This is a genomic window from Actinotalea fermentans (assembly GCF_007991475.1).
Classification (GTDB): Bacteria; Actinomycetota; Actinomycetes; order Actinomycetales; family Cellulomonadaceae; genus Actinotalea; species Actinotalea fermentans.
Genome location: NZ_BJYK01000006.1, coordinates 1 through 21551, shown reverse-complemented (window position 1 = coordinate 21551; position 21551 = coordinate 1). Strand labels below are relative to the sequence as shown.

General features: G+C 72.4%; 24 protein-coding genes and 1 riboswitch. Of the genes, 11 read left to right on the top strand and 13 right to left on the bottom strand.

Annotation, left to right across the window (positions count from 1 at the left end; genetic code table 11):
* Positions 1-28 precede the first annotated feature (28 nt).
* Positions 29-415: an arsenite efflux transporter metallochaperone ArsD gene (gene arsD / locus AFE02nite_RS10155; protein ID WP_034243288.1), complete on the top strand. Its 387-nt coding sequence runs from the start codon at positions 29-31 to the stop codon at positions 413-415.
* A gap of 1 nt (position 416) precedes the next feature.
* Entirely contained in the window at positions 417-2204 is a 1788-nt protein-coding gene (gene arsA / locus AFE02nite_RS10150; RefSeq protein ID WP_052113370.1) for an arsenical pump-driving ATPase, read from the top strand.
* Between the two features lie 11 nt (positions 2205-2215).
* On the opposite strand, the gene AFE02nite_RS10145 is transcribed toward arsA, so the two are convergent.
* A complete protein-coding gene (locus AFE02nite_RS10145; RefSeq protein ID WP_034243285.1) occupies positions 2216-2980 on the bottom strand; it encodes a C40 family peptidase in 765 nt (254 codons plus the stop codon).
* 19 nt (positions 2981-2999) lie between these two features.
* Positions 3000-3104, bottom strand: a riboswitch (cyclic di-AMP (ydaO/yuaA leader).
* Positions 3105-3325: 221 nt separating this feature from the next.
* On the opposite strand from AFE02nite_RS10145, the gene AFE02nite_RS10140 reads away from it, so the two are divergent.
* Positions 3326-4108 carry a prolipoprotein diacylglyceryl transferase gene (locus AFE02nite_RS10140; protein WP_052113369.1) on the top strand — a complete coding sequence of 261 codons (783 nt, stop codon included), beginning with the start codon at positions 3326-3328 and terminating at the stop codon, positions 4106-4108.
* Positions 4105-5403 (top strand): M23 family metallopeptidase, encoded by a 1299-nt coding sequence (locus AFE02nite_RS10135; RefSeq protein WP_052113368.1) that lies wholly within the window; start codon positions 4105-4107, stop codon positions 5401-5403. The genes AFE02nite_RS10140 and AFE02nite_RS10135 overlap by 4 nt, the downstream gene beginning before the upstream one ends.
* A gap of 51 nt (positions 5404-5454) precedes the next feature.
* Here AFE02nite_RS10135 and lnt read toward each other — a convergent pair whose 3' ends face one another.
* Positions 5455-7047, bottom strand: coding sequence for an apolipoprotein N-acyltransferase (gene lnt / locus AFE02nite_RS10130; RefSeq protein WP_052113367.1), 1593 nt, complete (start codon positions 7045-7047; stop codon positions 5455-5457).
* Positions 7048-7230: 183 nt separating this feature from the next.
* Here lnt and AFE02nite_RS10125 point away from each other — a divergent pair, with 183 nt between their 5' ends.
* On the top strand, positions 7231-8442 hold the full coding sequence (locus AFE02nite_RS10125; protein ID WP_261765570.1) for a YibE/F family protein: 1212 nt from the start codon (positions 7231-7233) through the stop codon (positions 8440-8442).
* 126 nt (positions 8443-8568) lie between these two features.
* Here the strand turns inward: AFE02nite_RS10125 and AFE02nite_RS10120 are convergent, their stop codons facing one another.
* From AFE02nite_RS10120 to AFE02nite_RS10100, 5 genes are all read right to left on the bottom strand, one after another.
* Positions 8569-8754: a YHS domain-containing protein gene (locus tag AFE02nite_RS10120; RefSeq protein WP_034243280.1), complete on the bottom strand. Its 186-nt coding sequence runs from the start codon at positions 8752-8754 to the stop codon at positions 8569-8571.
* A 109-nt stretch (positions 8755-8863) separates the two neighbouring features.
* Positions 8864-9055, bottom strand: coding sequence for a YHS domain-containing protein (locus tag AFE02nite_RS10115; protein WP_034243278.1), 192 nt, complete (start codon positions 9053-9055; stop codon positions 8864-8866).
* 109 nt (positions 9056-9164) lie between these two features.
* Positions 9165-9791: a peroxiredoxin family protein gene (locus AFE02nite_RS10110; protein WP_034243275.1), complete on the bottom strand. Its 627-nt coding sequence runs from the start codon at positions 9789-9791 to the stop codon at positions 9165-9167.
* A gap of 1 nt (position 9792) precedes the next feature.
* Positions 9793-10788 (bottom strand): cytochrome c biogenesis CcdA family protein, encoded by a 996-nt coding sequence (locus AFE02nite_RS10105; RefSeq protein WP_052113365.1) that lies wholly within the window; start codon positions 10786-10788, stop codon positions 9793-9795.
* A 1-nt stretch (position 10789) separates the two neighbouring features.
* Complete coding sequence (locus AFE02nite_RS10100) at positions 10790-11089, bottom strand: glutaredoxin family protein (protein WP_034243272.1); 300 nt, start codon at positions 11087-11089, stop codon at positions 10790-10792.
* A gap of 127 nt (positions 11090-11216) precedes the next feature.
* On the opposite strand from AFE02nite_RS10100, the gene AFE02nite_RS10095 reads away from it, so the two are divergent.
* Both AFE02nite_RS10095 and AFE02nite_RS10090 read left to right on the top strand, forming a co-directional pair.
* The gene (locus AFE02nite_RS10095) at positions 11217-11957 is read left to right on the top strand and encodes a response regulator transcription factor (RefSeq protein ID WP_146819617.1); all 741 of its coding nucleotides are present in this window, start codon (positions 11217-11219) and stop codon (positions 11955-11957) included.
* Positions 11954-13081: a sensor histidine kinase gene (locus AFE02nite_RS10090; protein WP_034243270.1), complete on the top strand. Its 1128-nt coding sequence runs from the start codon at positions 11954-11956 to the stop codon at positions 13079-13081. The genes AFE02nite_RS10095 and AFE02nite_RS10090 overlap by 4 nt, the downstream gene beginning before the upstream one ends.
* Here AFE02nite_RS10090 and AFE02nite_RS10085 read toward each other — a convergent pair.
* On the bottom strand, positions 13053-13337 hold the full coding sequence (locus AFE02nite_RS10085) for a DUF2933 domain-containing protein (RefSeq protein ID WP_034243267.1): 285 nt from the start codon (positions 13335-13337) through the stop codon (positions 13053-13055). The genes AFE02nite_RS10090 and AFE02nite_RS10085 overlap by 29 nt on opposite strands.
* The gene (locus AFE02nite_RS10080; protein WP_034243337.1) at positions 13334-13573 is read right to left on the bottom strand and encodes a hypothetical protein; all 240 of its coding nucleotides are present in this window, start codon (positions 13571-13573) and stop codon (positions 13334-13336) included. The genes AFE02nite_RS10085 and AFE02nite_RS10080 overlap by 4 nt, the downstream gene beginning before the upstream one ends.
* A 307-nt stretch (positions 13574-13880) precedes the next feature.
* Here AFE02nite_RS10080 and AFE02nite_RS10075 point away from each other — a divergent pair, with 307 nt between their 5' ends.
* The 4 genes from AFE02nite_RS10075 (at position 13881) to AFE02nite_RS10060 (ending at position 18910) form a co-directional block, all read left to right on the top strand.
* A complete protein-coding gene (locus AFE02nite_RS10075) occupies positions 13881-14096 on the top strand; it encodes a heavy-metal-associated domain-containing protein (RefSeq protein ID WP_034243265.1) in 216 nt (71 codons plus the stop codon).
* A gap of 161 nt (positions 14097-14257) precedes the next feature.
* A complete protein-coding gene (locus AFE02nite_RS10070) occupies positions 14258-16498 on the top strand; it encodes a heavy metal translocating P-type ATPase (protein WP_146819616.1) in 2241 nt (746 codons plus the stop codon).
* Positions 16499-16551: 53 nt separating this feature from the next.
* Entirely contained in the window at positions 16552-18042 is a 1491-nt protein-coding gene (locus AFE02nite_RS10065) for an urease accessory protein UreH domain-containing protein (protein WP_034243261.1), read from the top strand.
* 238 nt (positions 18043-18280) lie between these two features.
* A complete protein-coding gene (locus AFE02nite_RS10060) occupies positions 18281-18910 on the top strand; it encodes a DUF305 domain-containing protein (RefSeq protein WP_034243258.1) in 630 nt (209 codons plus the stop codon).
* A gap of 134 nt (positions 18911-19044) precedes the next feature.
* Here the strand turns inward: AFE02nite_RS10060 and AFE02nite_RS10055 are convergent, their stop codons facing one another.
* From AFE02nite_RS10055 to AFE02nite_RS10040, 4 genes are all read right to left on the bottom strand, one after another.
* Positions 19045-19740, bottom strand: coding sequence for a DUF3105 domain-containing protein (locus AFE02nite_RS10055; protein WP_034243334.1), 696 nt, complete (start codon positions 19738-19740; stop codon positions 19045-19047).
* A gap of 88 nt (positions 19741-19828) precedes the next feature.
* Entirely contained in the window at positions 19829-20149 is a 321-nt protein-coding gene (locus AFE02nite_RS10050; RefSeq protein WP_146819576.1) for a hypothetical protein, read from the bottom strand.
* Between the two features lie 179 nt (positions 20150-20328).
* Entirely contained in the window at positions 20329-20595 is a 267-nt protein-coding gene (locus tag AFE02nite_RS10045) for a hypothetical protein (protein ID WP_034243256.1), read from the bottom strand.
* A 127-nt stretch (positions 20596-20722) separates the two neighbouring features.
* Positions 20723-21551, bottom strand: an 829-nt coding sequence (locus AFE02nite_RS10040) for an HAD-IC family P-type ATPase (protein ID WP_146819575.1), incomplete at its 5' end; no start/stop codon positions are given.

The window sequence follows — 21551 nt, the reverse complement described above, 5'->3', positions numbered from 1 at the left end:
CGTGAGTGCCTGAGCCGAGGAGGACCTGATGGTGCGCGTGGAGATCTTCGACCCGGCGATGTGCTGCTCGACGGGCGTGTGCGGCACCGATGTGGACCCGACGCTGTCGCGCTTCGCCGCCGACGTCGCATGGCTCAGCGCCCGCGGGGTCCAGGTGGATCGCGCCACGCTGTCCCAGGAGCCCGCGAGGTTCATCGCCAGCGGCCCGGTCCGCCAGGCCCTGGAGATCGACGGCACCGCCGCCCTGCCGATGGTCCTGGTCGACGGCACCGTCAAGGCGAAGGGGCACTACCCGACCCGCACCGAGCTCGCCGCGTGGGCCGACGTGCCGCGGACGGCGATCCCGCTGAGCGCGGTGGTGCAGGCGACCGCCGACCAGTCGCAGTCGTGCTGCGGCGGGTCGGGCTGCTGCTGAGATGACCGCACCGGTCACGGCCGAGCCCAAGCTTCTCCCCGGGGTGTTGGGCGCGTCGACGCCGTACCTGTTCTTCACCGGCAAGGGCGGGGTCGGGAAGACCTCCTGCGCCGCCGCGACGGCGATCGCCCTGGCGGATGCCGGGCGCCGGGTGCTGATCGTGTCGACGGACCCTGCGAGCAACCTCGCAGAGGTCTTCGGCATGTCGGAGCAGGTCGTCGGGTCGCCCGCACCGCTGCCCGGGGTCTCCGGCCTGGACGTGGTGGACATCGACCCGGCTGCGGCGGCTGCGGAGTACCGGGAGCGCGTGGTGGGCCCGTACCGGGCCGTGCTGCCCGCCGACGCCGTCGCGTCGATCGAGGAGGAGCTCTCGGGTTCCTGCACGGTCGAGGTGGCGGCGTTCAACGAGTTCGTCACGCTGCTCACCAGCCCTGAGATCGCGGCCAGCTACGACCACGTCGTCTTCGACACCGCGCCCACGGGGCACACCCTGCGCCTCCTCGCGCTGCCCGCCGCGTGGACCGGGTTCCTGGAGACCAACACCGCGGGCGTCACCTGCGTCGGCCCGGTGTCGGCGCTCGGGCACGCGCAGGAGTCCTACGCCGCCAGCCTCGCCGCCCTGCGCGACCCGGACCGGACCACCGTCGTCCTCGTGACGCGCGCCGAGGCGTCGTCCCTGGCCGAGGCCGACCGGGCCAGCCGCGACCTCGCCGACCTCGGCATGACGAGCCAGCGGCTGATCGTCAACGGGGTGCTCAGCGACCCCGTGCTGAGCGACCCCATCGCCCTTGCCCGCCGCGACCGGGAGGCCGCCGCCCTCGCCGCGATGCCGGACACCCTCGGCAGCGCGGCCTCCGTCGACACCGTCCCGCTGTTCGCACGCGCCCCGATCGGCGTCGAGGCGCTGCGCGCCGCCCTCGCCGGCACCCCTGCGCCGGACGCCGACGACACCGTCGCCGCACCGGAGCTGGACCGCCTGTGCGACCTCATCGCCGACCTGGCCGACGGCGAGCCCTGCATCGTCATGACGATGGGCAAGGGCGGTGTCGGCAAGACGACGATCGCCGCCGCCATCGCCCTCGCCCTCGCGGACCAGGGGCTGCCGGTCACGCTCACCACCACCGACCCCGCGGCGCACGTCACCGGCGTCCTGCCCGACCCGCCGGCCAATCTCGAGGTGACGCGCCTGGACCCGGCGGCCGAGACCGCGGCCTGGACCGAGCACGTGCTGTCCACCGCGGGCTCCGGCCTCGATGACGCTGCGCGCGACCTGCTGACCGAGGACCTGCGCTCTCCTTGCACGGAGGAGGTCGCGGTCTTCCACGCCTTCGCCCGCACCGTCGCCGAGGCCGCGGGTCGGTTCGTTGTCATCGACACCGCCCCCACAGGGCACACGCTGCTCCTGCTGGAGTCCTCGCAGAGCTTTGCCCGCCAGGCCAGCGCCCGCCGTGACCGCGCCGACGACGCCGCGACCTCGCTGTTCGCCGCCCTCGCCGACGAGCGGCGCACCCGCATCGTCCTGGTGGCCCTGCCCGAAGCGACGCCGGTGCACGAGGCGCTGGCCCTGCAGGACGACCTCGCCCGCTCAGGCCTGCGGCCGTGGACCTGGGTCGCCAACTCCTCCCTCGCCGCCGCGTCGCCCACCGACCCCGTGCTGCGCGCCCGGGCCGCCGACGAGGCCCGCTGGCTCCTGGAGATGACCGTCGCGAGCCCCCGGCGCCCCGTCGTGGTGCCCTGGCAGGGCGAAGTCCCCACCGGCGCCGACGCCCTACGGCGCCTCACCCCCTGAGGTGCGCCTGGTCACCCGGTGACGCGGATGAAGATCGGGTTCGTCTGCCACATCTCCCGGAACTGGACGCTCTTCCCGGGCCTCGGGGAGTCGATCATCATGTTGTCTCCCGCGTAGATCCCCACGTGCCCGGGGCTCCACACCAGGTCGCCGGGCTGTGCCTGATCCCGCGGGACCTCTACGCCGTCGTACCGCTGATCCCCTGACACGCGCGACAACGTGATCCCGAGCTGCGCGTAGACGTACGCCGTGAACCCGGAGCAGTCGAAGCCGTCGGGAGTGGTCCCGCCGTAGACGTAGGCAACGCCGACGTACCTCGCGGCGATCTCGATGACGGCGCTCCCTGCCGCCGATGCCGGGATCGCTCCGCCGGACGGCGCCTGTGCGCGCACCTCGGAGCGGGAAGCAGCCGGCGGGCGCGGTGCGACCGGCTCGGGCTTCGGGTTGGCGGTGACGGTGAGCGCCGGCGCCTCGAACGTCCACGGCTGGGCCTCGGTCGGGACGGAGACGGCCACCGACGTCGCCAGTGCCGAACGAGCCTGCGCGGTGAGCTGGGCGACGTCGACCGACTGCACGCCCTCGACCGGGTGGTCGGCGGGAACGGCGGCAGTCGCGGGTGCGGCGACGGACATGATGAGGCCGGACGACGCCAGGGCGACGCCGTAGCGGCGTCCCGCAGCTGTCGCCCGGACGACGAGCGTGCGTGCCGCGTCGTCCAGGGCCGTCTGGGGGCGGGATGCGGCCCGGTGGCGCGCACGAGGGGTCGGCTCAGACACGTGGTGCCTCCTGCCGCCTGCGAGGTGAGCTGTCGGGTTCGGGTGGGAGAACACCCGGCCGGGCCCGCATGGGACGCCGGCTTCACCCCGAGGACGCTGGTGCGCCCGAGGATGGGTCCCCCGCTCCTGCCGCCTCGTGGTCGTGGGCCGGGGCGGGCGGCAGGACTCGGCGTACCGCCTCGGCGCCCCACCGAGCGGCGGGGCTGGACCACGGTAAGCAGAGGCACCGCCCCCAGCGGAAGCCCCGGAGCGGTTCCTTGAGCGAACCTTCATGAAACGTGACGCCAGTTCTCAGCCTTGGCGCCCGAGAGTCGAGACCACGCAAAGCTCGTCCTCGGAGGCACCGTGCGACCCGTCCTCTTCAGCATCCTCGGCTTCGACGTCCAGACCTACGGCGTCAGCAAGGTGCTCGCCGCAGTGATCGGGGGACTCCTCCTCGCTTGGGCATTCGAGCAGCGGAACCTGCCGCGCGACTCGGCGTACTCCCTGGCGATGTGGGCGACCGTGTGGGGGTTCGTGGGCGGCAAGATCTACTACCTGCTCGAGCAGGCGCCGAACATCACGATGCACCACCTCGGCGGGATGGGCTTCACCTGGTACGGGGGGCTCATCGGTGGGGTCGCCGCCGCACTCGTGATCGTTCGCAGGCACGGGCTCCCACTGGCGCAGGTTGCCGGCGCGATGGCGGCTCCCCTGAGCGCGGCCTACGCCGTCGGACGCCTCGGCTGCCTCATCTCGGGCGACGGAACGTACGGCAGGCCGACCGACCTGCCGTGGGGCATGGCGTTCCCGAGCGGCGTGGTCGCGACCGACGTCCCCGTCCATCCCACGCCCCTCTACGAGGCGATCGCTGCGGCCCTGCTCGCGGTCGTGCTCTGGCAGTACTGGCGCCGCGCCGACCCCACCCGGACGTTCGCCCTCTACCTCCTGGGCAGCGGCCTCTCCCGGTTCGTCGTCGAGTTCCTGCGCATCAACGACCCGGTGCTGCTCGGCCTGACCCAGCCGCAGCTGTGGGCGGTGGCGAGCATGCTCGCCGGAGTCGGTCTCTGGGCCGCCGCCGGCCGTCGGCCGGCGACCGAGAGCGCACCGACGACGCCTCGCGAGACCGCCGAGGTCCTCTCGCGGTGATCACATCGCGCCGATGCGTCCCGCTCGGGATCGCGGTCGCCCTAGTCGCCGGCCTTGCGCTGGTCGGCCCTGCATCGGCGGACGAGTACGACGATCGTCGCGCTCAGGCCGAGGCGGAGCAGGACGCTGTGACCGACGCTCTGGGCGACATCGACGAGCTGCTCGAGGACACGGATGCAGCGCTCGTCCAGGCCTTCGCCGAGCTGACGGCGATCGAGGCTCAGCTCCCCGAGGCGCAGGCCGCCTACGAGCGCGCGGCCGGAGAGCTCGCCCGACTGACCGCCGAGTCAGCGATCCTCCAGCAGCGGCTGGACGCCGCCGGGGCCGAGGAGCGCCGCGTCGCGGATGCCCTCGAGGCCAACGCTGCGCGGACCGCCGAGGTTCGCGCAGCGCTCGGGGAGACGGCGCGGCAGGCCTACCGAGGAGAGCTGTCGCTCACTCCCGTCCGCGTCGTGGTCGAGGCCGACTCGCGATCCGACTTCCTCGCGCGCGCCGAGGCGGCGAAGCTCGCGGGCCGCCTTCAGTCGACCGCCCTTCGCGAAGCGGAGCAGCTAGCGGCCGTGGAGCGGAACCAAGGTCGCCGGCTGGCGGCGGTGCGTGCCGAGATCGCCGACCTCGACGCCGCGATGGACGTGCTCGTCGAGCGGGCTGCGGAAGAGGCTGCGCGGGCGGAAGAGAGGCGCGTCGAGCTGGAACGGCTCCTCGTCGACCAACGCACCCGCGCTGACGCGATCGAGGCTCAACGCGACGCCCAGCTGGCCCGCAAGGCCCAGTACGAAGCGCAGCAGGCAGCACTCGCGGCCGAGATCGCTGCAGTTCTCCGGGAGCAGGCGGCCAACCGCCCCCCGGCGGCCCCGCCGAGCACGCCCTCGTCCGGATGGCCTGCCAGTGGAGGCATGCTGGGCCCGCCGGTTCCGTCGGACCCTCCGGTCATCACCTCTCCGTACGGTTGGCGGATCCACCCCATCTACGGCTACCGCAAGCTGCACGCGGGGACCGACTTTCGTGCCTATTGCGGCAACCCGATCATCGCCGCCGAGTCCGGGACGGTGCAGTGGGCCAAGCCGATGGGCGGCTTCGGCAACCAGGTGATGCTCAACCACGGGTACCGCGACGGCGCGTCGCTCCTGACGAGCTACAACCACCTGTCGAAGTTCGCAGTTCGAAGTGGCGACAGCGTGAGCCGCGGGCAGGTGATCGGTTACTCCGGGACCACGGGGACGTCGACCGCGTGTCATCTGCACTTCGAGGTCTATGTGGACGGGCGAACCGTCGACCCGGAGACCTTCCTCTAGGCACCACGGCGCGCGCGCGACGTGTCGCTCGCGCGTGGCTCCTCCGCGCGGTCATTCGGAGTGGCCGCGTCGGTGGGCGCGGAGGCCGAGCACGGTGAGCAGGAGGGCGGCGACCACAGCAGCCGTGGCGGGGGCGTCGCCGATGCGGTCGCTCAACGTCAACGTGCCGCGCAGCGGAAGGGCCGCCACCAGGCGGTCCTGCGTGAACAGTGACGTGCGCTCGATGAGTGCCCCGTCGGGCGCGATCACCGCACTGACGCCGACCGTGGAGATCTGGATGGTGGCACGGCCGTGCTCTGCCGCACGGAACCGGGACATGCCGAGCTGCTGCACGGACTCGGCGGTGAACCCGAAAGAGGCGTTGTTCGTCGGCACGACGAGCACCTCTGCGCCCTCGAGGACCGCTGCTCGAACGACCGCGTCGTAGGCGACCTCGAAGCAGATCGGGGTCGCTGCCACGACGGTGCGCCCCAGACGTGCGACGGGGACCGGAACCACGGCCGGCTCGCCGCCTCGTGCCATGTCGACGCGGACCCGATCGACATCGGCCGAGAACAGCCGGAAGAACGGCCGGAACGGGATGTACTCGCCGAAGGGGGCAGGGACCTGCTTCGCGTAGGCGAACGTCGCACCTGTGCCCGGCTCCCAGAGCACCATCTCGTTGTACCGGGCGCCGTCCGTGTGCCGATCGGTGCCCAGCAGTATCGGGGCCCCCAGGGCAGAGGCGACGTCGTCGATGGCTCGGGCGGCATCAGGGTCAACGCGCGGGTTGATGTCCGTGGCGTTCTCCGGCCATAGGACCACGTCAAGGCCGTCCGCGAGCCCGTCAGTGGCCAGGGCTCGCGTGGCGACGACATGGTTGTCGAGCACCTCGCGGGCCTGAGCGAAGGCGTCGAGCCCAGGTGTCGAGACGTTTCCCTGGACCGCAGCCACCTGCAGGGTGCCGGTCTCCGGTGCGGTCGGCAGGGGAACCAGGGCGCTGGCCGCCACGGTCACCGTCGCCGCCGCGACGACGCGGGCGAAGGCGGCTCGGTCGCTCGCACGCAACGACGTGAACGCCGCGCTCATCGCGTACCCGAGTCCGGCCACCACGAAGGAGACCAACGGTGCCCCGCCGACGGGAGCCAGCGGCAGCAGTGGTCCGTCCACCTGCGAGAACGCCAGCCGCCCCCATGGGAAGCCGCCGAACGGCCAGACCTGGCGCAGCTGCTCCGACGCCGCCCAGACCGCTCCGAACGCCGCTGCACCGAGTGCGACATGCCTCCGGACGTGGCGCAGCGTCAGGACCACCGTCGCGGCCGCTGCACCGGAAGCCACGAGGGCCGCCTCCAGTGTCGCGAGCGCGAACCATGGCAGGGGACCGACCGCCTCGTTCGCCCACCACAGGTGCGGCAGGAAGAACGCCAGCCCCCAGACAAGCCCGAGGAGCGCGCCGTGGCGGACCCGTTGGCGCGGGTCGAGTCCGTGTACGAGGAGCGCGACGCCGAGGACCGCGGCCGGCCACAGGGAGAGCTCGGAGAACGCCAGCTCCGTGACGGCACCGCCGGCCGCCGCGACGATCACCGGCTGGTGGCGGTGGATGAACCCCTGACAGTCACCCGCGGGCAGGCGTGTGGTCGCCGTGACGAGGGTGCTGACGACCATCTGGCGGCTCCCGCTTGTTGTCCGGTCTGTCGATGCTGCGGGCGTTTCCCGGCACGAATGGGTGAGAGTCGGTCAACCTTCGATGAAGGTTCACCGCAGGGGCCGCCTGGGAGGCGTTCGCCGCCTCCTGGCCAGGGACCATGGAGCGTGACCGGAAGCCGCACATCGTTCCGCAGTCCGGGCGTGATCCTCGCCCTCGTGCTCGTCCCGCTCGCGATCGCGACCGGGGTCGGCCTCATCGCCCTCTGGCCCGACGGAGAGATCCCTGACGCGGGGATCGTCGACGTCGGGGCCGAGTTCCGTGATGCGGAGGTGGTCTCCGCGCGCCCGGTGGACTGCGAGGGCGCCAACGAGGACAGGCGACCGGACGGGACGATCCCGCCGACCGTGCCCTGCGGCGACGTGGTGGCGCGCGTCACCGAGGGCGCGGAACGAGGGCTCGAGGTGCAGGTCTACTCGCCCACGACGGTGCCCGTCGGCGAGCTGTCTCCGGGCACGCCCATCGTCCTGGTCCGCTACCCGGCGACGGAGACCGAGCCTGCGATCTGGGTGTGGCAGGACTTCAACCGGGCACTGCCGCTCGGCGCCCTCTCCGGTGCGTACGCCATCGTCGTGATCGCCGTCGCCGGGATGCGGGGGCTGCGCTCGCTCCTCGGGCTGGGCTTCGCATTCGCGATCATCGGGCCGTTCATGCTCCCGGCGCTCTTGGAAGGAGGCGATCCCGCGCTGGTCGGTCTGGTCGCGTCGTCGGCGATCATGTTCGTGGTGCTCTACCTCGCCCACGGCTTCTCGCACCGCACGACGACGGCGCTGCTGGGGACTCTCGTCGGGCTCGGGGTGACCGCCGGACTCGGCACCGTCGCCGCGCGGATGGCCCACCTCGACGGGATCAACGGAGAGGACACATACCAGCTGGCCCTTCTGACCGGACACCTCACCGAGGGTGGCCTGAGGGGCATCTTCCTCGCCGGCGTCATCCTCGCCGGGCTCGGAGTCCTCAACGACGTCACGATCACCCAGGCCTCCGCAGTGTGGGAGCTGCGGGAGTCCGACCCGGGGGCGTCGCGCCGCACGCTGTTCTCGCGAGGGATGCGCATCGGCCGGGACCACATCGCGTCAACGGTGTACACGATGGCCTTCGCGTACGCGGGTGCCGCGCTGCCGGTGATGCTGCTGCTGCAGGTGTACCAGCGCCCGCTCATCCCGACGATCACGTCGGGTGAGTTCGCCGAGGAGATCGCGCGGACCGCAGTCGGGTCGATCGGCCTCGTCCTCGCGATCCCTCTGACGACGCTCATCTCGGTCCTGGTCGTCACGGCGCAGCCGGCCGTGCGTGCACGGCACAGGCACCGCGACGTGGAGCCGCACGGGCACTCCCACGCACACGCCGGGTAGGGAGGACGAAGGCCGACGCGGCGGAGGCGCGGCCGTAGGCGACTATGCCCGGCCGCGCAGTACCGCCGCGGCCGGGCATGGCGAGCTTCAGCTCCTGACGAGTCGTCCCTTCAGCCGTTCCTGGCGTCAGGCCGTCGGGTGCCCGTACCGGTGCGGGTCGGCGTCGAACGCCTTCGCGCAACCAAGCGAGCAGAAGAAGAACGTGACCCCGTCGTGCTCGCGCGTCGCCGCCGCGGTCGCTGGGTCGACGGTCATGCCGCAGACGGGGTCGACGGCCGTCGCCGCGCTGTCGTGGTCGTGGTCGTGGTGCATGGGGCACTCCTTCTCGTGATGGTCGCTTCGACCTCGGCCACCGGGGTGGTGGCCGGGACCTGGGGCGCGCCGCCGCCGGGCGACGCCGCGGTGGGGCTCCCGAGCCGGCTCAGGGGCGACATGACGGGGCGGAGGGCGCGGCCACGTACCGGTCGGGATCGGCGGCGAACGTGGCGCCGCAGTGGTTGGCGCAGAAGAAGAGCTCCTGACCTCGGTAGTACGCGGCACCGGCCGCCCGCGCCACGCGCACCACCGTTCCGCACACGGGATCCGTCGCGGTCCTGGTGGTGAAAATCGCCATCGCTGCCTCCTCGTGCTGCCTCGGAACGGGAATGAAGGGGTCGCAGAGCCATGGAGACGACGACGGCGCGGCGCCGGGCATGCCCGGGCACCGCGCCGCCGCGGGAAGGTCAGAGCTTGTCGAGCGCGATGTCCAGCAGCTCGGTCGGGTCCAGCCACATCGACGGGTAGTTGCCGTACCAGCGCTGGACGCCGTCGGCGTCGATCAGGATGAAGCCGTGACCTGGCAGGCCCTCGTGCATGCCGGTGCCCAACGTCCCGTACGCCTCGGAGACGGTGCCGTCGTCCAGGGCGAACGGAGCCTCGACGCCCAACCGCTCCCGTTCGTCGTTGATCTGGTCGGCCGAGTTCATCACGATCGGCAGCACCGCGATGCCGGCCTCGGCGAAGCCCGGCTCCTGCTCGATCTTCGCCATCTGGACCAGGCAGGAGTCGCAGCCGGCGCCCTCGTTGAAGTACAGGATCACGGGGCTGCCGGCGTAGTCGGAGAGCGAGACGGTGGAGCCGTCGCTCATCGGGAGGGTGAACGGCGTCGCGTCGATCGCCTCGCTGCTCGTCTCGGGGCGGGCTGACAGCAGGGCGGCCACGACGACGCCGATCAGTACGAGGACGGCGGACAGCGAGGCGATTCGCAGGATCAGGGTCCGTTTGCGCTGCGCCGCCTGCTGCTCCTTGCGCACCTGCTCGAGCTGCTCCTGGCGCTCGGCCTGGCGCCTGATCGCGGTTCCGGAAGTCATGTCAGTCCTTGTGGTCGGGGCCGGCGGCCGTGGCCGGGCCGGTGGTCGAGGTGGCGTGGCAGCTCGGCTCCTCGGCGGTTGCCGTGGTTGCGGCGGCGGTGGGGTCGGCTGCCTCGCGGGCGGAACGGCGCCAGGGAAGGCGTCGCTCGGCGAGCGTGGCCCAGACGAAGACGGCGGCGATCGCGAGGATGCCGGTTCCCTGGATCCACTCCGGTACCGGGCTGAGGAAGTCCTGGACGCCGGCGAAGACGTCGGTGAGGCGTTCGCTCGCCCAGGCCTGGGCGGCCGTCCCGCCCGTCATGTCCTTGGACCCGGCGAGGGCGATGACGAAGGTCCCCATGATCACGAAGGCGGCGGCCACGGCGACGTTGACCGTGTTCGTGGCGACGAGCCGTCCGGCGACGTGGAACCGGACGGGCTTGGCGCGCAGGAAGCGCTTCTCCCCGAGCTTCGCCTTGTCCCAGACCAGCGCCATCACGAACAGCGGGAACACCATGCCGAAGACGTAGGCCACGCCGAGGGCGAACCCGCCGATGGGTGAACCGGAGAGCACGGACAACGTCATGACGCCCGCCAGCACGGGGGCGCAGCAGCTCGACGCGATGCCCGAGAAGACACCCAGGGCGAAGAAGCTCGCACTGTCCCCGCGGGTCGTGTCCGGCGCGCGGAGCATCGACGGCATCGACCACATGCGTCCGGACAGCGCGAGGGCCGCGAGGGCGAACATGAGGATGCCGCCGGCCCAGTACAGAGGCTGGTGGTACTTGGCGATAGCGCCCGAAAGCAGGCTCATCCCGAGCGTGATGGGGACCAGGACCAGGCCGAGGCCCGCGGCGAAGACGAACGTCAGGGGCAGCAGCCGCCAGCGGCTGTTCTTCACGGCACCGGCCAGGTAGCTCGGCGCGAGGAACACGATGCAGCAGGGCGCGAAGAGCGCGACCCCGCCGGCGAAGAAGGCCGCGAGGATGCTGCCCGTCGTCAGGAGCTCAGATCCCATGTCAGCGGCCCGCCGTCGCCAGCCGCGCGCCGCGCGACTCAAGGAGCTTGATGAGCTTCTTGCGCGGCAGCCGGCCCGAGCTGAAGAACGCGCCGTCGACCAGGACGAGGGGGTTCATCGCCGGGCGGTGAACGGCCACGAGGGTCCGGCCGAGCGGTGAGTCGATGTACACCACCGAGACGTCGATCGCGTACTCCGCGCTCAGCTCGTGCAGCGCCTCCTCGGCGTCGTCGCAGAAGTGGCAGGCCGGGCTGTGCACGAGGGTCACCGCAATCGGCTGCGGGGTCGCGTCTGTGCTCACGAGGACTCCTTCGAGATGCTCACACCAGCACTGTCGGGCATCCGCCCCGCGCGGTTGATCTCCCTTTGATTGAGGTTCGATGAAGAGCGCTCCGCGCGGCGGTCGTGGCGGTCCCCGGCCCGTCCGGATGGCCGACAATGGCGCCGTGAGCACATCGACTGGTCCCCTCGCACCGCGCGCGTTGGTCGTCGACGACGAGCCCGCGCTCGCCGACGTCGTGACGAGCTACCTGGTCCGTGACGGGTTCGAGGTGGAGGTCGCCCTGACCGGTGAGGATGCGTTGGCGCACGCGCGCCTGCTGGACCCGGACGTCGTCGTCCTCGACCTCGGTCTGCCGGGCATCGACGGCATCGAGGTGTGCCGCCAGCTGCGCACCTTCTCCGACTGCTACGTGGTCATGCTCACGGCGCGGACCGAGGAGATCGACAAGCTCGTCGGCCTGTCCGTCGGTGCTGACGACTACGTCACCAAGCCGTTCAGTCCGCGGGAGCTCGTCGCGCGGATCCGCGCCATGCTCCGCCGGCCACGCGCCGCCGCGACGCCCCGCTCGCACGACGCCGCTCCGGCGATCGCGGTCGGCGACCTGACGGTCGACGTCGCCGCGCGCGAGGCGCGTGTCGGCGGCGACCTCGTGCCGCTGACCCGCACCGAGTTCGACGTGCTCGCATCTCTGGCGAGCCGGCCGAACGCCGTGATGAGCCGGGCGGCGCTCATCGAGGCGGTGTGGGGAGGGGCCTGGGTCGGGGACGAGCACCTCGTCGATGTGCACGTGCTGCACGTGCGGCAGAAGCTCGGTGACACGGCCGACCAGCAGCGGTACGTGCGCACGGTGCGAGGGGTGGGCTATCGCATCGGGACAGGCGCGTGAGCGTGGTGCGGGGCGGGGGGCTCGCCCGTCGGCTGCTGGCCGCGCTCGCCCTGGTCCTGGCCACCGCCGCGCTGACGGCGTGGCTCGTTGCGGGCGCCGTGGGTCCGTACATCTTCCACGACCACCTCATATACGAGGGCACCCGAACCGCGGAGGAGGCCGTGGCGCACGCCGAGGCCGCGTTCCGGACGGCCAGCGGGCTCGCGCTCTCGATCGCGCTCGGGACCGCGGTCGTGGCCGCGCTCACCGTGAGCCTCGTCCTGACGCGGCGTATCGGTACGTCGCTGGCGGCCCTGACGGCCGCGGCGCGGCAGGTCGCCGGTGGCCGCTACGAGGCGCGCGTCCCCACGCCGAACATGGGCCACGAGTTCGAGGAGCTGGTGGACGCGTTCAACCAGATGGCAGCCCGGCTCGAGTCGAGTGAGCGCCTGCGGCACAGGCTCCTCGCCGATGTGGCGCACGAGGTCCGGACTCCTGTCGCCACGCTCACCGCCTACCTCGAGGGGCTCGAGGACGGCATCACGGAGCTGACTCCAGAGACCGTCGCGCTCCTGCGCGCGCAGGGCACGCGTCTCACGAGGCTCTCGGAGGATCTCGCGGCGGTCACGAAGGCCGAGAGCGGCGAGCTGCAGCTCGCGATGGTCGAGACGCCACCGGTCGAGGTGCTCGGCCTGGCGCATCTCGCCGCCCGCGACCGCGCCGCCGCGGCGGGGGTCGATCTCTGCCTGGACAAGCCGCCCTCGGCGCTGCCCCCGATCGCCGTCGATCCCGATCGCATCGCCCAGGTGCTGGGGAACCTGGTGGACAACGCGCTGCGGCACACCCCCGCGGGCGGTCGTGTCACCTTGGCCGCGGCTCGGGTGCGGGACGGGGTGGCCCTGATGGTGGCGGACACCGGCGAGGGGATCGCAGCCGAGCACCTTCCCCACCTCTTCGAGCGCTTCTACCGGGCCGACACGGCGCGGGACCGTCACAGCGGTGGTTCCGGGATCGGGCTGGCGATCACCAAGGCGATCGTCGAGGCGCACGGAGGGAGTGTCCGCGCGGAGTCCCGGGGTCGCGGACGCGGCTCGCGCTTCGTCGTGACGTTGCCGGTCAGCGCTCCGGAACGAACGGCTCGCTGACCCGCTGCGTCGGGACGTCCGTGCCCTGCCCGTGGCAGCTCGCCGCGGTGTCGGCCGGCTGTCCGCCGTGCTGGTGGCCACCGGACGACTGGCGGCCCATGAACCACATCATGCCCATCATGCCCAGCGGGCACGCCAGGAGCAGGCCCCACGTGACGGCCTGCTGCCAGCCGACGCCGAAGGCGATGGCCAGCAGCGCGACGCCCACGCCTCCGACGAGCATGTGCTTCCCGTGGGCCTTCATGTGACCGTTCATCGGGGTCCCCTTCCTGCGGCCTCCAGGCCGTCGAGCTCTTCACGGATGAGTCGGTACGTCTCCGGGTCGATGTCGCCGCGCGCGAGGCGGGCGTCGAGCGTGGCGCGAGCACTCCCACCCGACTGGACCGGGAACAGTCGGGAGATCGCCCAGATGGCCAGGGCCACGATCACCAGCCAGAACGCCACCATCCCGACCCACCCGCCAACGCCCATCTGGCCGCACCAGGGACCCATGGCGATCTCCTCACCGCTCGACACCTCGACGCCGCGCCGTTGTTCGGCGCCAGTAGCCACGGTGCATCGGCGGGGTCAAGAACCGACGCCGGAACGATGAAGATCCGCTGAAGGTGATCCCCGGCGGGCCGGGGGTGTCCCGGACCGCCCGGCGCGGCCCGCCGGTCGATGAAGAACCCATCGCCCACCATGAAGAGTCGCTGAAGACCTGTGCCGAAAGGCCCTCGGGCCCTGATGCCGCCCCGCCGCTGCGGCCTACGGTGCGGCAGGGCGCGTCGACGCGCGCCTTCCGGCGAACGGGGAAGAGATGACTCAGCAGACGTACGCGGTGAGCGGCATGTCCTGTGCCCGGGCCGTCGCTGCTGTCGCGACCGCGATCGCGGCTCTCCCTGGCGTCGAGGACGTGAACGTTCGTCTGGCGATGGGCCAGGTGGATGTTCGCGGCCATGAGCAGCCGGCCCTCGCGGACCTGCGGGCCGCGGTCGCCCAGGCGGGCTACGAACTGATGGGAGCCGTGCGATGAACAACCCGGTCCTGCGACTGGCGGGGTACGCCCTGGTCCTCGTCGTGGTCTTCGCCGCAGCCCTCGGGCTCGGCACCGTTGTGGGGGCATGAGCCGTGACCACTGAGACCACCTCGGCACCCAGCACCGACGAGACGACCGTCGACCTCGTCGTCGGCGGCATGACATGCAGCTCCTGCGCGGCGCGCATCGAGAAGAAGCTCAACCGCATCGGCGGCGTCACGGCGAGCGTGAACTTCGCGCTCGAGTCGGCGTCGGTCCGTTTCGCGGAGCCGGTGACGGTCGCCGACCTCATTGCGGCCGTGGAAGACGCCGGCTACACCGCCGCCCTGCCCGAGCCGCCGGCGCCCACCGACGCGTCCGACGGTGAGCGCCACATGAGCGCGGAGGTGGACCCGGTCGCCGAACTCCGTCGGCGGCTCGTGATCACCACCGTGCTGACGCTGCCGACGCTGGCCATGGCCATGATCCCCGCGGCGCAGTTCGACCACTGGCAGTGGCTGTCGCTCACGCTCGCATCGCCCGTGGTCGTGTGGGGCGCGCTGCCGTTCCACCGGGCCGCGTGGAAGAACCTGCGGCACGCGACGGCCACGATGGACACCCTCATCTCGGTCGGCGTGATCGCGGCTTACGCCTGGTCGGTGTACGCGCTCTTCCTCGGCGACGCCGGGATGCCGGGGATGCGGATGGGCTTCACTCTCTTCCCCGAGCCCGGGGCGGGCAGCGACGAGATCTACCTGGAGATCGCCGCGGCACTGACGATGTTCATCCTGCTCGGCCGGTACTTCGAGGCGCACGCCAAGCGCCGGTCCGGCGCCGCCCTGAAGGCGCTCCTGGACCTCGGGGCCAAGGAGGTCGCCCTCCTGCGCGACGGCCCGGACGGGCCGGTCGAAGCACGTGTCCCGATCGACCAGCTGGCCGTGGGTGACCGGTTCGTCGTCCGGCCCGGCGAGAAGGTCGCCACCGATGGCGTCGTGCTCGAGGGCACGTCGGCGATCGACGCCGCCCTGCTCACCGGCGAGCCGGTCCCGGTCGAGGTCGGCCCCGGTGACACCGTCACGGGCGCGACGATCAACGCGGGCGGTCGGCTCGTCGTCGAGGCGACGCGCGTGGGCGCGGACACCAAGCTGGCGCAGATCGCCGCCCTCGTCCTGGCGGCACAGTCGGGCAAGGCCGCGGTCCAGCGGCTCGCGGACCGGCTGTCCGCCGTGTTCGTGCCGATCGTCATCGCCCTGTCCGTCGGCACGCTCGGCTTCTGGCTCGGCCTGTCCGGCGACGCGGTCTCGGCGTTCACCGCGGCCGTCGCGGTGCTGATCATCGCCTGCCCGTGCGCGCTCGGCCTCGCGACGCCCACGGCCCTGCTCGTCGGCACCGGCCGCGGCGCCCAGCTGGGCATCCTCATCAAGGGCCCGGAGGTGCTCGAGTCCACCCGCAAGGTCGACACGATCGTGCTCGACAAGACGGGCACCGTGACGACCGGTCAGATGGCACTGCAGCACGTCGTCCCCGCGGCCGGGGTCGACGCGACGCGGGCACTCTTCCTCGCGGCGACCCTGGAGAACGCCTCCGAGCACCCCATCGCCGCGGCCGTGGCCGACGGCGCGGTCGAGCGCGGGATCGCGCTCGGGACCGTCGCGGAGTTCCAGAACACCCCGGGCCGGGGCGTCCAGGGTGACGTCGACGGGGAGCACGTCCTTGCCGGGCGCGCCACGTGGTTGGCGGAGAGCGGTCTCGTGCTCCCTGGCGAGCTCGCCGGTGCGCTGGACGAGGCGGAAGAGGCCGGGCGGACGGCCGTCGTGGTCGGGTGGGACGGGTCGGCACGTGCCGTCATCGTGGTCGCCGACACGGTCAAGCCGACCTCGGCGGAGGCGATCTCCCAGATCCGCAGCCTCGGCCTGACCCCCGTGCTGCTGACGGGCGACAACGCCCGCGCGGCCTCGGCCGTCGCCCGACAGCTCGGCATCGACGAGGTGATCGCCGAGGTCCTGCCGGAGGAGAAGGTCGCCGTCGTGAGCCGGCTGCAGGCCGAGGGCAAGACGGTCGCCATGGTCGGTGACGGCGTCAACGACGCCGCGGCGCTCGCCCAGGCAGACCTCGGGCTGTCGATGGGCACGGGGACCGATGCCGCCATCGAGGCGTCCGACCTCACCCTCGTGCGCGGCGACCTGCGCTCTGCGGCCGACGCGATCCGCCTCGCCCGGCGGACGCTCGGCACGATCAAGGGCAACCTCTTCTGGGCGCTGGCGTACAACGTGGCCGCGATCCCCCTTGCGGCGTCCGGGCGGCTCAACCCGCTGGTCGCCGGGGCGGCGATGGCGTTCTCGAGCGTGTTCGTCGTGTCGAACTCGCTGCGGCTGCGCCGGTTCCGTGCCTGGTCGCAGGTGACCGAGCAGGACGCGTGACATCCGGCCGCACCTGGGCGTCGAGACCGCGCACGCCGGCAGAGGGCGCCTGAATGGCGCGGGTCCAGCTCGACGTGCGCGGGATGACGTGCGCGGCCTGCGAACGTCGCGTCTCCCGGGCGCTGGACAAGGTCCCGGGCGTCGTCGGTGTCGCCGTGTCAGTGCGCCGGGGGCGCGTCTCGTTACGCACACGAGGTGCGGTTCCCCACGAGCGCCTGCACGAGGCCGTCCGCCGGGCCGGGTACGACATCGGGCGCGAGGACCGGCCGTGGCTCAGCCGCGAGCCGCGCGTGTGGCGGGACGTCGCGATCGCCTGTGCGGTCCTCGCCCTGCTCGCCGTGATGCTCCGCGCGACCGGTGCGACCTCGCTGGCGAACCAGGCCGGCGCGCTGGCGGGCTCGGGTGGCCTGGCGGTGATCGTCCTCGTCGGTGTGGCGGCCGGGTTCTCGACGTGCATGGCGCTGGTGGGTGGCGTGGTCCTCGCCGTGTCCGCCCGGTACGCCGAGCAGCACCGGCACCTGACCGCGCGGCAGCGGCTCCGCCCGCAGCTGGCCTTCAACGCGGGCCGGGTGCTCGGCTTCGCGGTGCTCGGCGCGGTGCTCGGTGCCTTCGGGTCCTTCGCCGCCCTGGACGGACGCGTTCTCGCCGTGCTGCTCATCACCGTGTCGGTGGTGATGGGCCTGGTCGGCCTGCGCCTGAGCCAGGTGTCCCCGCGCCTGTCGGCGGGCGCTGCGCTCACCCTGCCGACCCACCTGTCGCGCTTGGTCCGCACGGACGCTCCCCGCAGGTACAGCGACCGCCGGACGGCGCTCCTCGGCGCGGCGACCTTCCTGCTGCCCTGCGGTTTCACCCAGGCCGTCCAGGTGTATGCGATGTCGACCGGCAGCCCGTGGCGGGCCGGGACGATCACGGGGCTGTTCGCGCTGGGCACGATGCCGGGCCTGCTCGGCGTCGGCGGGCTGACCGCCGTGGTTCGCGGAGGTGCCGCGACGGCGTTCTTCCGCTTCGCCGGCGTGGCGGTCGTGGCCCTCGCGGTCGTGAACCTCACCGGCGCGGTGCGCCTGCTGAACCCGATCGCGAGCCCCGCCCCCGCGGCATCCGGGCCCCCGCCCGCCTCGGCCGGCGCGGGGACGGACGGCACTGCGCGGACAGCCGACGACGACCGCTCCCCCCCGGTCGGTCGTTCGGTGGAGCGTGAGGCGCCGGCTCCTGACGTCTCAGACAACGTCACCATCAGCGACGGGATCCAGGTCCTGCGGACCACCCAGCTCGCGGAGAGCTACGAGCCGGCCGACGCCCGGGTCCTTGCCGGGGTGCCCGTCCAGTGGGAGATCGACTCACAGGCGCTGAGCTGTGCCGCTTCTCTCTACGCGCCGGACCTCGGCATCGACTACATGGGGCTGGAGCCCGGCGTCACCACGCTGTCCTTCACGCTCGACGAGCCGGGCGTCTACGTCTACACCTGCGCGATGGGCATGTTCGCGGGGACGATCACCGCCGTGGCCCCGCCCCAGAACGGCCCCGGCTTCAGCGAACCTTCATAGAAGGTAAGGCAATCCTCAGGGCGCATGGCCGAGGCTGGGATGACCGGGTGCCGGCGACCATCGGGCGCCCCTGACGATCCAGGAGGGTCCGTGACCGACTGCTGCAAGAGCGAGACGACCGACGCTGGCGGCTGCTGCGGAGGGGAGTCCGCCTCCGGTGCCGCCGGTGACGGGTGCTGCGCGACCCAGCACGCCTGATCCCGGTCCACAGACCACCACCGACTCCTGGGAGATCACGATGACGACCACCCGCCGCTTCGCAGCACCCGCCGCGGCCCTCGCGCTCGCGCTCACCCTCGCCGCCTGCTCGGCGGACGCCGACGAGGCCCCGGCCACGCCCGAGAGCCAGGCCACCACCGAGGACGACAGCGCCGCCGGCGCCGACGACCCGGCTGCGCACAACGGGGCCGACACCGAGTTCGCGCAGATGATGATCATCCACCACCAGGGCGCCATCGAGATGGCAGAGCTGGCGGTGGAGCAGGCCACGACGGAGGAGGTTCGAGCGCTCGGCCAACGCATCGCCGCCGCGCAGGGGCCCGAGATCGACCTGATGTCGGGGTGGCTCGACACGTGGGGCGAGGAGCAGCCCGACGAGGCCGAGATGGGTGGCATGGGTCACGAGGGCATGGACATGGACGGCATGGACCAGACGGCCGTCATGGCCGAACTCGGCGGCCTCAGCGGCGCGGAGTTCGACCGCCGGTTCCTCGAGCTCATGATCGAGCACCACAAGGGCGCGATCGTCATGGCCGAGTCCGAGCGGGGCGAGGGCGAGAACGCCGAGGCGACGGGCCTCGCTCAGAAGATCATCGACGACCAGACCGCCGAGATCACCGAGATGACCAATCTCCTGAACTCGCTGTGACGCCTCGTCCGACGGCCCTGCCCATGCCGTCGGACGAGGAAGATGGCGCGAGGGCGGGTGGCCCGGCGGAGCTCCGGGACACCCGCCCTCGTGTCGTCGTCGGCCGCTCCCGCTGAGCGGGCTCAGACGGCCGCTCAGCTGGCGGGCGTGCCCACGCCGCCGCTGCAGGGGGCTCCGGGTTCAGGCGTCTGCTCACCCTGGACGTAGCGGGTGAGGAAGGCGTCGAGCCGTTCGTCGTCGACGGAGTCCAGCTCGAGCTGCACGCCCCACGCCGTCGCGACGACGGGTGCCGCCAGGTCCTCGTACGGGCTGACGAGCACGTACGGCTCGCCCTGCGCGATCTCCCTGAGCCGGCTCACGTCAGCCTCGTCGAGGTCCGTCCGGTAGGTCAGCCAGACGGCGCCGTGCTCGAGCGAGTGCACGGCGTTCTCGTCGCGGACGGGCTGGTCGTAGAACCCGCAGTTCTGCGGCGTCGGGTCGTGGTCACCGCCCACGGGCGGGAGCGCGCTTCCCACGGCCTCCGCACCTCCTGGAGTGGGGGTCGGCGTGGTCGCCGGATAGGCGACATCGCCGGAGACGTGCCCGGCGGAGGGGACGTCGACGTCCTTCTCCCCGACGATCGGTTGCTCCGCGGCGGCGTCCCGTCGCGCGTTCTCCTGGGCGCGGTTGGCGACGACGATCGCGACCGGGACGATCAGCGCAGCAGCGACGACCGCCGTTATCAGGATGGTCAGCCGGCGCCGCCTGCGCTCCGCCTGCTCCTGCGCGGCCTTGAGGGCCGCTGCTTCCGCCCTCCTGGCCTCACGGGAGTTCTTCGAGCTCGACGTCACCACACACCCCTTCGTCGACAGGGCAGGGACACGGGTCGATCATGCGTCGATCGGACCCGCTCCGCACCTGGTCGCGCGCGGGCGCCCGTCAGTCGTGGTGGCTGTCGTCGTGCACGACGGTGGTCACCTCGTCGGGGGCCCGGTCGGACGTCCCGCTGATCCACGGCCCGACGACGAGCGAGGAGATCACGAACATGAGGGCGAAGACCGCGAGCGCGACGACGGGTGCCCACCAGCTCCCGACGCGGCGCTTCAGGCGGATGAGCATCGGTCCGGACGCCCCGAGGCCGAGGAGCCCGAAGAGCGCCGTCCCGCCCGCCCCTGAGACGAGCGCCGTCCCGACCAGTGGCCCCACGTGGTGGAGGACGTGTGGCGCGACGCCACCGACCGCACCGAGCGTGCCTGTCACGATGCTGCCCGCGGTGCGCGTGCGGCCCCGGCGCTGAGGCGCGCCGCCGACAGCGGGCCGGACGCCCCCTGGCGGAGCCGCGGTCGTTTCGGTCTCGCGTCCCGGCGCGGGCTCGTCGGTTGAAGGGACCACTCGGCCGACCGGCATCAGGTCGGCCGCCAGCCTCGATGCGGGCTCCATCACTGGATGCTCCCCGTGCTGAAGCGCTCCGCCGCGTAGACCACCCGGCCCGGGACGGGCGCAGCGCCGTCGGTCCGCGCTGGCTCGGCGACGTGGAACGAGCCCGCGGAGGACACCGCCCGCCGCAGCTCGCCGGTCTCCACCCAGCGGGCGCAGTGCACCGTCATCCGTGAGCGCCCTGCTCGGTTGAGGCTCAGCCCCACCCGGGTGACGCCGTCGACCGCACGGACCCGCTCGAGCACCTCGGCGAGGCATGCGGCGCTCATCAGCCCTTCCACCATCAGTCGCCTGCTGTGAGCCATGCCGGTCCCTTCGACGCCGTGCCCATCACCCTCAGCGTGGTCGACCCAGACTCACGTCGCGTTCATGGCCGGTGAAGATCCGACGAAGACGTCAGGCCAGGGTCTCCGCCGGCACCGCCGGTCGGGGCGAGTCGGGTGGCGCGGGCAGCCGCAGGCGCTTCAGGAGCAGGGCGTTGACCGCCACGATCACCGACGAGCCCGACATGGACAGGGCGGCGATCTCCGGGCTCAGCGAGATCCCGAAGGACGGCTCGAAGACGCCCGCGGCGATCGGTAGCGCGATCGCGTTGTAGCCGATCGCCCAGCCGAGGTTCTGCCGCATCTTGCGCAGTGTTCCCCGGCCGATCCGCAGCGCCACCGGGACGTCGAGCGGGTCGGAGCGCATGAGCACGACGTCGGCCGTCTCGATCGCCACGTCGGTGCCGGCTCCGATCGCGATCCCGATGTCAGCGGTGGCCAGGGCGGGCGCGTCGTTCACGCCGTCGCCGACCATCGCGACGCGCCTGCCCGACCGCTGGAGCTCGGCGACCTTCTCTGCCTTGTCGCCGGGGAGGACCTCGGCGATGACGGTGTCGATCCCGAGCTGCCCGGCGATCCGGCGCGCGGTGGCCTCGTTGTCGCCGGTGAGCATGACCACCTCGACGCCCAGCGCGTGCAGCGCCTCGACGGCAGCCGCGGCGGTCTCGCGGGCGGCGTCCGCCATCGCGACGACGGCGACGGCGCGCCCGTCCACGGCAGCAAGGACGGCCGTGCGGCCGGCGTCGGCCAGGCGGTCTCGGACGGCGGCGAGGGTGCCGAGATCGACCTTCTCGGCGGCCATGAGGCGCAGGTTGCCGACGAGCACGGTGTGACCGTCCACGGTGGCGGTGGCACCGTGCCCGGCGACGTTACGGAAGCTGCTCGCCCGCAGCCGGCGGGCG